The sequence below is a fragment of the Micromonospora sp. BL1 genome (genome assembly GCF_003667485.1).
Classification (GTDB): domain Bacteria; phylum Actinomycetota; class Actinomycetes; order Mycobacteriales; family Micromonosporaceae; genus Micromonospora; species Micromonospora tulbaghiae.
Genome location: NZ_RCVK01000115.1, coordinates 1 through 7,728, shown reverse-complemented (window position 1 = coordinate 7,728; position 7,728 = coordinate 1). Strand labels below are relative to the sequence as shown.

Here is a 7,728-nt window from a genome sequence, read left to right as displayed (position 1 = left end):
ACCCTCCGCTGGGCCCGGCCGGGACGGGTGGCGCAGATGCAGCGGTCCCCGGACGGGCCCGCCACACCCCCGACGCCGGTGCCGCCCGCGCTGCTCGCGGCCCCCGCGCGCCCGCCCGGCGACGACCTGGACCGGCTGCTCGACGCGGCGCTGCGGGCGGCCCGGCGCCCGCCGACCGGCGACATCGTCCGGGTCCGGGAGGACCGCTTGGGCGACCGGACGGTCGACGTGTTCGAGCTGCCGGGCGGCCGCCGCCTGTGGCTGGACCGCGGTGGTCTGCCGCGCCGGATGGAACTACGGACCGGGCCGGGCGTGTGGATCCGGCTCGACCTCACGCCGGGGCGCGCGGCGGGCAGCGGCGGGTCGTCGGCCTAGCGTCGCGCTGAACGGCCGGCGTTCGCGGGACCGGCCTGTCAGGGCCGCCAGCCGGTTTGCGCGGCCCATTCCTCGGCGCGCAGGTGCTCCTCGTCGAACCAGGGATCGGTCACAGTGCCCCACGCGGCGTGCTCCGGCGCGGCCGCCGCCAGATCCCGCTTCACCTGCAGGTAGTCGGCCCGCCGCGCCGGGTCGGCGCGCAGGTGGTCGCGCACCAGCAGCGCGTGGCGCCAGCCGGGCGAGCCGGCCTCCCGCAGGTGCAGGCGCACCGGACGCCCCGGGTCCGCGCCACCGTGCAGCCGCTTGGGCCAGCGCACCGGCTCCGGCTGCCGCGGGGCGTCCCACCAGTCGCCCGGCAGGCGCGGGAAACCCGCCTCGGCCAGCCGCTGCCCGAGCGGCCCGTCCGCCTCGTCGAGCGAGGACACCGTCACCTGGATGTCGATCACGTCCGGGGCGGCCAGCCCCGGCACCGCCGTGGAGCCGACGTGGTCGACCCGGATGTCACCGCCTGCCGCGTGGCGGATCCGGGCGGCCAGCCGGGCGTACTGCTCGGGCCAGGTCGGATCCGGTCCGGCGAGCGCCGCCGGGTCCGGTGGGACGGCGCGGCGCTCGCGGACGTTGCGCTCGTAGGGCCGCAGGCGGTCGCGCCAGAGGGCGTCCACCGCGGCGTGCAGCTGGGTGAGCGTGCCGTCGTTCGGGAGCAGCACGTCCGCGACCGCGCGGCGGGTCTCGTCGTCGGCCTGCGCGGCGATGCGCCGCTGCGCCTCCGCCGGGGCCATGCCCCGGTCGCGGGTCAGCCGGGCCATCCGGGTCGGCACGGCCGTCTGCACCACGACCACCAGGTGGTACGTCGGCGCGAGTCCCACCTCGACCAGCAGCGGTACGTCGTTCACGACGATCGCGTCGGCGGGAGCGGCGGCGACCAGTTCGGCGCTGCGCGCGCGTACCCGCGGATGGGTGATCCCTTCGAGCGTGCGGCGGGCCGCCTCGTCGCCGAAGACCAGCGCGCCGAGGGCGGCCCGGTCCAGCGCCCCGTCGGCGTCCAGGACCTTGTCGGAGAAGGCGGCGACCACCTCGGCCAGCCCGTCGGTGCCGGGCGCGACGATCTCCCGGGCGATGCGGTCCGAGTCGACGATCACCGCGCCCAGCGCGGCGAGGCGGCTCGCCACCGCGCTCTTGCCCGATCCGATTCCGCCGGTCAGCCCCACCTTCAGCACCCGGACAGTCAACCGGATCGCTCGTCCGCATGCCAAACCGCCCCGGCGTACACGCGGGCCCCGCCCCCGGCGCTCCGCTGGTGCGGAACGCGGGGACGGGGCCCGTCGTCAGAGGCAGTCGCCGATTCGTCCGGTGGGACGAACCCGCGTCAGCGTCCGGTCACTTGCCGCCGGCGAGCTTCTCCCGCAGCGCGGCGAGCGCCTCGTCGGTCGCGAGCGTGCCGGCCGGCTCCTCAGCCTGACGGCTCGGGGCCGAGGTCGAGGTGGTGGTGCCGCTGGTGACGGGCGGAGCCGGGTTGGCAGCGGCCTCGGCGTCGGCGGCACGGGAGGTCTGCACCTGCTTGGTGTGGGCCTCCCAGCGCTGACGCGCCTCGGCGTACTGCTGCTCCCAGGTCTCGCGCTGCTTGTCGTAGCCCTCGAGCCACTCGCCCGTCTCCGGGTCGAAGCCCTCCGGGTAGATGTAGTTGCCCTGCTCGTCGTACGTCGCGGCCATGCCGTAGAGGGTCGGGTCGAAGTGCTCCTCGCCCTCGACGAAGCCCTCGTTGGCCTGCTTGAGCGACAGCGAGATCCGGCGGCGCTCCAGGTCGATGTCGATGACCTTGACCATGACCTCGGAGCCGACCTGCACGACCTGCTCCGGGATCTCCACGTGGCGCTCGGCCAGCTCGGAGATGTGGACCAGGCCCTCGATGCCGTCGTCCACCCGGACGAACGCGCCGAACGGCACCAGCTTGGTGACCTTACCCGGCACGATCTGCTGGATCGCGTGGGTGCGGGCGAACTGACGCCACGGGTCCTCCTGCGTCGCCTTCAGCGACAGCGAGACCCGCTCGCGGTCCAGGTCGACGTCCAGGACCTCGACCTCGACCTCCTGGCCCACCTCGACGACCTCGGACGGGTGGTCGATGTGCTTCCAGGACAGCTCGGAGACGTGCACGAGGCCGTCCACGCCGCCCAGGTCGACGAACGCGCCGAAGTTGACGATCGAGGAGACGACGCCCTTGCGGACCTGCCCCTTCTGGAGCTTGTTGAGGAACTCGGTGCGCACCTCGGACTGCGTCTGCTCCAGCCAGGCACGGCGGGACAGGACCACGTTGTTGCGGTTCTTGTCCAGCTCGATGATCTTGGCTTCGAGCTCGCGGCCGACGTACGGCTGCAGGTCACGCACACGCCGCATCTCGACGAGCGACGCGGGCAGGAAGCCACGCAGGCCGATGTCGAGGATGAGACCACCCTTGACGACCTCGATGACCGAGCCGCGGACGACGCCGTCCTCGTCCTTGATCTTCTCGATCGTGCCCCAGGCCCGCTCGTACTGCGCCCGCTTCTTGGAGAGGATCAGCCGACCCTCCTTGTCCTCCTTCTGGAGGACGAGGGCCTCGATGTGGTCGCCCACCGAAACGACCTCGGCCGGGTCCACGTCGTGCTTGATCGACAGCTCCCGAGAGGGGATGACACCCTCGGTCTTGTAGCCGATGTCGAGCAGGACCTCGTCCCGATCGACCTTGACGACGGTGCCTTCGACAATGTCGCCGTCGTTGAAGTACTTGATGGTCTCGTCGATCGCGGCGAGGAAAGCTTCCTCAGAGCCGAGGTCGTCGTGGGTGACCTTGTTGGCGCTCGAGGTGGCCTCGATGCTGCTCGTCATGTGGGCGGTTGCTCCGGTCGGATGGGTTGTCACAGCGGGCATGGGTGTCGCAGTGACTCTTCCGCGCCAGCGGATCCGTCGCCGGGCACACCGAACGATCGACGCGAGAAGATCATTAGTGGCTCCGGTGACCGCGCACCTGCTCCCTGCCGAGGCACACGATCCGCGAGCGCATCGTCTAGCCTACCCGCTGCATTACCACAGCGTGCAAGCCCTCCCGGGTCCGTGCGAACTCATCCGCTGCGAAAGCGGAGATTTTGCTCGGTAAGGTGCCACAGCTGTCTCGTCCGTCACACCCGCCCCAGCCGCCACCCCCACCGCACCGGGTCCGGGCCGCCGGACCTAGCGTGAACCCGTGGACGACGACAGGGTGACCCGCCGACGGGTCGACGCCGGCGAGATCCGCCGCGCCAACCGCGGATGGTGGGACACCGACGCCGACGCGTACCAGGCCGAGCACGGCGCGTTCCTCGGCGACGCCGACTTCGTCTGGTGCCCGGAAGGGCTGCGCGAGGCCGACGCCCGGCTGCTCGGCGACGTAGCCGGCCGGCGCATCCTCGAACTCGGCGCCGGGGCGGCCGCCGCCGCCCGCTGGCTCGCCGCCCAGGGCGCCCGGCCGGTCGCGCTGGACCTGTCCGCCGGCATGCTGCGGCACGCCGCCGAGGCCGCCGACCGCACCGGGGTACGCGTGCCGCTGGTGCAGGCCGACGCGCTCGCCCTGCCGTTCGCCGACGCCGCGTTCGACGCGGTCTGCACCGCGTTCGGCGCGATCCCGTTCGTGGACGACTCGGCGGCGGCGATGCGCGAGGTGGCGAGGGTGCTGCGCCCCGGCGGCCGGTGGGTCTTCTCGGTCACCCACCCGATGCGCTGGATCTTCCTGGACGACCCGGGCGAGGGCGGGCTGACCGCGGTGCACTCGTACTTCGACCGCTCCCCCTACGTCGAGCAGGACGAGCACGGCGTGGCCACGTACGTCGAGCAGCACCGCACCCTGGGCGACCGGATCCGGGAGCTGGTCGGCGCCGGTTTCCGCCTGCTGGACCTGGTGGAACCGGAGTGGCCGGCCGGGCACGAGGGGATCTGGGGCCAGTGGAGCCCGCTGCGCGGCCGGCTGTTCCCCGGCACCGCCATCTTCGTCGCCGAGAAGCCGGCCGGCTGACACCAACGGACCCGCAGTGCGATCGACCCTCCAGTGGCACGCGGCACGCTGTCCCCATGAGCGTCGGCCCGACCCCCAACGCAGCCTTTCCCTGGCGCCCTGACCCCGCTCGGCAACTGCTGACCGACTACAGGCTGGACGACCTACTGACGCTGCCGCCCGACGCACCGAGCGTCGAACTCGTCGACGGCATCATCCACCTGACGCCCTTCCCCACTCTCGGCCACCAAGGCATCGCCAGCTTGCTGGCGATATGGCTACGATCCCGCGTTCCAGCGCATCTGCGCGCGGCCCAGGCGGTGAGCATCGGTCTGGACGTCGACTCAAGTCGCCGTCCGGACGTCCTGCTCCACCACGCCGGGCTGCCGAGCGACCGGTCCCTCCTGCGACCGGCGGATGTCGTCCTGGCCGTCGAGATCGTCTCCCCCGGCACCCGGCGGGTCGACCGGTTCGCCAAGCCGGGCGAGTACGCCGCCGCGGGGATTCCCTTCTACTGGCGGATCGAGCAGGATCCGGTGCACCTCTACGCGTACCGCCTCGGTGACCGGATCGGCCCGGGCGGCGAGCGGCAGTACGAGCTGGTGGACGACGGCAGCGAGGTGATCGAGCTGCCCGAGCCCTTCGCGATCAAGCTGCCGATCGCGGAGATCCGGCCCTGACGACGCCGTTACTCGGTATCCACTCCGGGTAACCGGGCGGCATGGCCGAGAAGGAGTTCCACGCCGGGGACCACGTCTCCTGGGCCAGCCACAGCGGCCGGGCGTACGGGGTCGTCAAGGAGAAGCTGACCGAGCGCACCCACGTCCGCGGGCACACCGTGAACGCCTCGCCGGAGCAGCCGCAGTACCGGATCACCAACGACGACTCGGGCCGCGACGTCGCCCACCGTCCGGAGGTGCTTCGCCATGAGTCGCGCTGAGGACCCGCAGCAGACGTACCGGGAGTTCACCGACGCGGTGAACATGAAGCCGGGCGAGCTGTCCCGCTGGCTGGAGAGCGAGGAGTCCAAACACGTCGGCTGGCACAAGAAGGGCACCCAGGGCGGCGAGTCGGTCGGCCACGACTCCGGCCGGCGCATCGTCGACCTGCTGCGCCGCAAGCGCGCCGACCTCACCGCCGCCGACTACAAGCACATGCGCAAGGTGATCGGATACGTGCACCGGCACCTGGCGCAACGTCCCGCGGGTGACGTCCGGGACACCAGGTGGCGCTGGTCGCTGATGAACTGGGGCCACGACCCGCTCAAGGGCTGAGCCGGCCGGTCCGTTCGCCGGGCGTTGGTACCGTGCCGGCGATGACGACAGACGTCTCGGTCGCCGGCCGTCATCCCCCGCGCCGGGCGGGTGGTCCTCGTGGCGGGCCTCGGCCTGATCGCCGTCGCGGCAGTCTTCCTGGTGGTGACCGGCAACACCGGCGTCAGGTACAGCGCCGACCACGACGGCACCGTGCCGATGTGGAGCCGCTGGATCCCGGCGCTGGCCGCGATCGCGTTGATCCGCCTGATCCCGCCCGCGCCCGACCCGAGGTGGCCGGACCCGGTCGCGCCGTACCGTGAGGCGGTGCCGCTGCTGCTGGCCGGGATCGCGTTCGCCGCCGTCATGCCGCTGCTGGGCGGCGAACCCGCGTACACCGTGTGGAAGCTCGCGCTGCTGCTCGGCGTACCCCTCGTGGTGTTCCTGGCCGCGCGCCGCCGGCCGCCACGGTGGCGGGCGGGGCCGGCCCCGGCGGACGCCGCCCACCGGTGGGGTCCGGCGCTGCCGGTGGCGGTGTGGCTGGTGCTCAGCTACGCGACGCCCTTGTCCGTGCCGGCGAGCGACTGGGGGCGGACCGTCACGCCGGTCGAGCTGGTCGTCACGCTGCTTGTGGCCTTCGCGGTGAACGCGCTGCTGGAGGAGGCCTTCTACCGGCGGTGGCTGCAGACCCGGTGGGAGTCGCTGCTGGGGCGCTGGCCGGCGATCGTGCTCGCGGCGCTGGTGTGGGCGGTCTGGCACGTGGCCATCCAGGGCAGCGGCCGGCCCGCCGTCGACCTGGCGTCGGTGGTCGTCAACCACGGCGCGCTCGGGCTGTTCCTCGGCTACCTGTGGTCGCGGTACCGCCGGATGTGGCCGCTGCTCGTGGTGCACGGCGCGGTCAACGCGATGCCGGTCCTGCTCGGTCTCTGACCGGCCGCTTGACCCTGCCGCAGGCGGCAGGGTCGGACGATGCCGGCATGGAACGCCGCACGCCACGCGTCGCCGTGGTCACCGGTGCGGGGACCGGCATCGGCCGGGCCACCGCACGATCCCTCGCCACCTCCGGGTACGCAGTGGTCGCGGTCGGCCGGCGCGCCGCCCCGCTGACGGAGACCGCCGCCGGCCGGCCGGGTATCGCCCCGCTGACGGCCGACGTCACCGCTCCCGACGGGCCGGACCGGGTCGTCCGCGCCGCGCTCGACCGGTACGGCCGCCTGGACGTCCTGGTCAACAACGCGGGCGTGGCCGGCGGCGGGCCGCTGGCGGAGCTGGACGAGGACGCCGCCCGGCGGCAGCTGGAGACGAACCTGCTCGCGCCGATCCGGCTGGCGCACGCCGCCGTCGAGGCGCTCGCCGCGACCCGTGGCGTGATCGTCAACGTCACCACGTCGGTCGGCCTGCGCGCCTGGCCGGGCAGTTCGGTGTACGCGGCGGGCAAGGCCGCGCTGGACTCGCTGACCCGCAGCTGGGCGGTGGAACTCGCGCCGCTCGGCGTCCGGGTGGTGGCGGTGGCGCCCGGCGCGGTCGACACTCCCATCGGCGAGCACAGTGGCCTCTCCCCCGAGCGGCGCGCGGCGGTACGGGACTGGCAGCTCGCACACACCCCGGCGGGCCGGATCGGCCGGCCGGAGGACGTAGCCTGGGCGATCCGGCGGCTGTGCGAGCCGGAGGCGGACTTCGTCACCGGTGTGGTGCTGCCGGTGGACGGGGGCGCGGTGGTCGCGTGAGAGGACGGTGGCGGCGGTGCGGATCGGCGCGGTGGCGAAGGCGACGGGCTGCACGCCGCGTGCCCTGCGGCACTACGAGGAACACGGGCTCATCGCCTCGGCCCGGGCGGCGAACGGCTACCGCGAGTACGACGCCGCCGTCGTCACCCGGGTCCGCAACATCCGTCACCTGCTCGACGCCGGGCTGACGCTGGACGACGTGCGGGTCTTCCTGCCCTGCCTGGACGGGGACGTGGCGTCGGCGCCGCCGTCCCCGGCGGGGCTGCGGGTCGGCCGGGAGCGGCTGGCCGTGCTGGACGCCCGGATCGCGGCCCAGGTGGCCGTCCGGGACCGCCTGGCCGCCGCCCTCCAGGCCGCCGCCCCTGCGCCC

At 73.5% G+C, this 7,728-nt stretch carries 9 protein-coding genes and 1 pseudogene; 8 read left to right on the top strand and 2 right to left on the bottom strand.

All coding sequences use genetic code 11. The features are described 5' to 3' along the window. A pseudogene (locus tag EAD96_RS01460) lies at positions 1 to 375 on the top strand (hypothetical protein); the annotation flags it as partial. 38 nt (positions 376 to 413) lie between these two features. Here EAD96_RS01460 and coaE read toward each other — a convergent pair. Both coaE and rpsA read right to left on the bottom strand, forming a co-directional pair. Beyond that, positions 414 to 1,592 (bottom strand): dephospho-CoA kinase, encoded by a 1,179-nt coding sequence (gene coaE, locus EAD96_RS01455; protein WP_121682997.1) that lies wholly within the window; start codon positions 1,590 to 1,592, stop codon positions 414 to 416. 160 nt (positions 1,593 to 1,752) lie between these two features. Beyond that, positions 1,753 to 3,282 carry a 30S ribosomal protein S1 gene (rpsA, locus tag EAD96_RS01450; protein WP_121682996.1) on the bottom strand — a complete coding sequence of 510 codons (1,530 nt, stop codon included), beginning with the start codon at positions 3,280 to 3,282 and terminating at the stop codon, positions 1,753 to 1,755. Between the two features lie 313 nt (positions 3,283 to 3,595). On the opposite strand from rpsA, the gene EAD96_RS01445 reads away from it, so the two are divergent. The 7 genes from EAD96_RS01445 to EAD96_RS01415 form a co-directional block, all read left to right on the top strand. Then, complete coding sequence (locus EAD96_RS01445) at positions 3,596 to 4,399, top strand: class I SAM-dependent methyltransferase (protein WP_121682995.1); 804 nt, start codon at positions 3,596 to 3,598, stop codon at positions 4,397 to 4,399. A 56-nt stretch (positions 4,400 to 4,455) separates the two neighbouring features. Further along, entirely contained in the window at positions 4,456 to 5,058 is a 603-nt protein-coding gene (locus EAD96_RS01440; RefSeq protein WP_121682994.1) for a Uma2 family endonuclease, read from the top strand. A gap of 41 nt (positions 5,059 to 5,099) precedes the next feature. Continuing rightward, on the top strand, positions 5,100 to 5,318 hold the full coding sequence (locus EAD96_RS01435; protein WP_043329581.1) for a DUF2945 domain-containing protein: 219 nt from the start codon (positions 5,100 to 5,102) through the stop codon (positions 5,316 to 5,318). After that, positions 5,305 to 5,652, top strand: coding sequence for a DUF3140 domain-containing protein (locus EAD96_RS01430; RefSeq protein ID WP_013287507.1), 348 nt, complete (start codon positions 5,305 to 5,307; stop codon positions 5,650 to 5,652). The genes EAD96_RS01435 and EAD96_RS01430 overlap by 14 nt, the downstream gene beginning before the upstream one ends. A gap of 99 nt (positions 5,653 to 5,751) precedes the next feature. Further along, positions 5,752 to 6,561, top strand: coding sequence for a CPBP family intramembrane glutamic endopeptidase (locus EAD96_RS31115; RefSeq protein ID WP_233585352.1), 810 nt, complete (start codon positions 5,752 to 5,754; stop codon positions 6,559 to 6,561). A 47-nt stretch (positions 6,562 to 6,608) separates the two neighbouring features. Continuing rightward, on the top strand, positions 6,609 to 7,358 hold the full coding sequence (locus EAD96_RS01420) for an SDR family NAD(P)-dependent oxidoreductase (RefSeq protein WP_121682993.1): 750 nt from the start codon (positions 6,609 to 6,611) through the stop codon (positions 7,356 to 7,358). Between the two features lie 31 nt (positions 7,359 to 7,389). Next, on the top strand, positions 7,390 to 7,728 hold a 339-nt coding region (locus tag EAD96_RS01415), incomplete at its 3' end, for a MerR family transcriptional regulator (protein WP_233585350.1).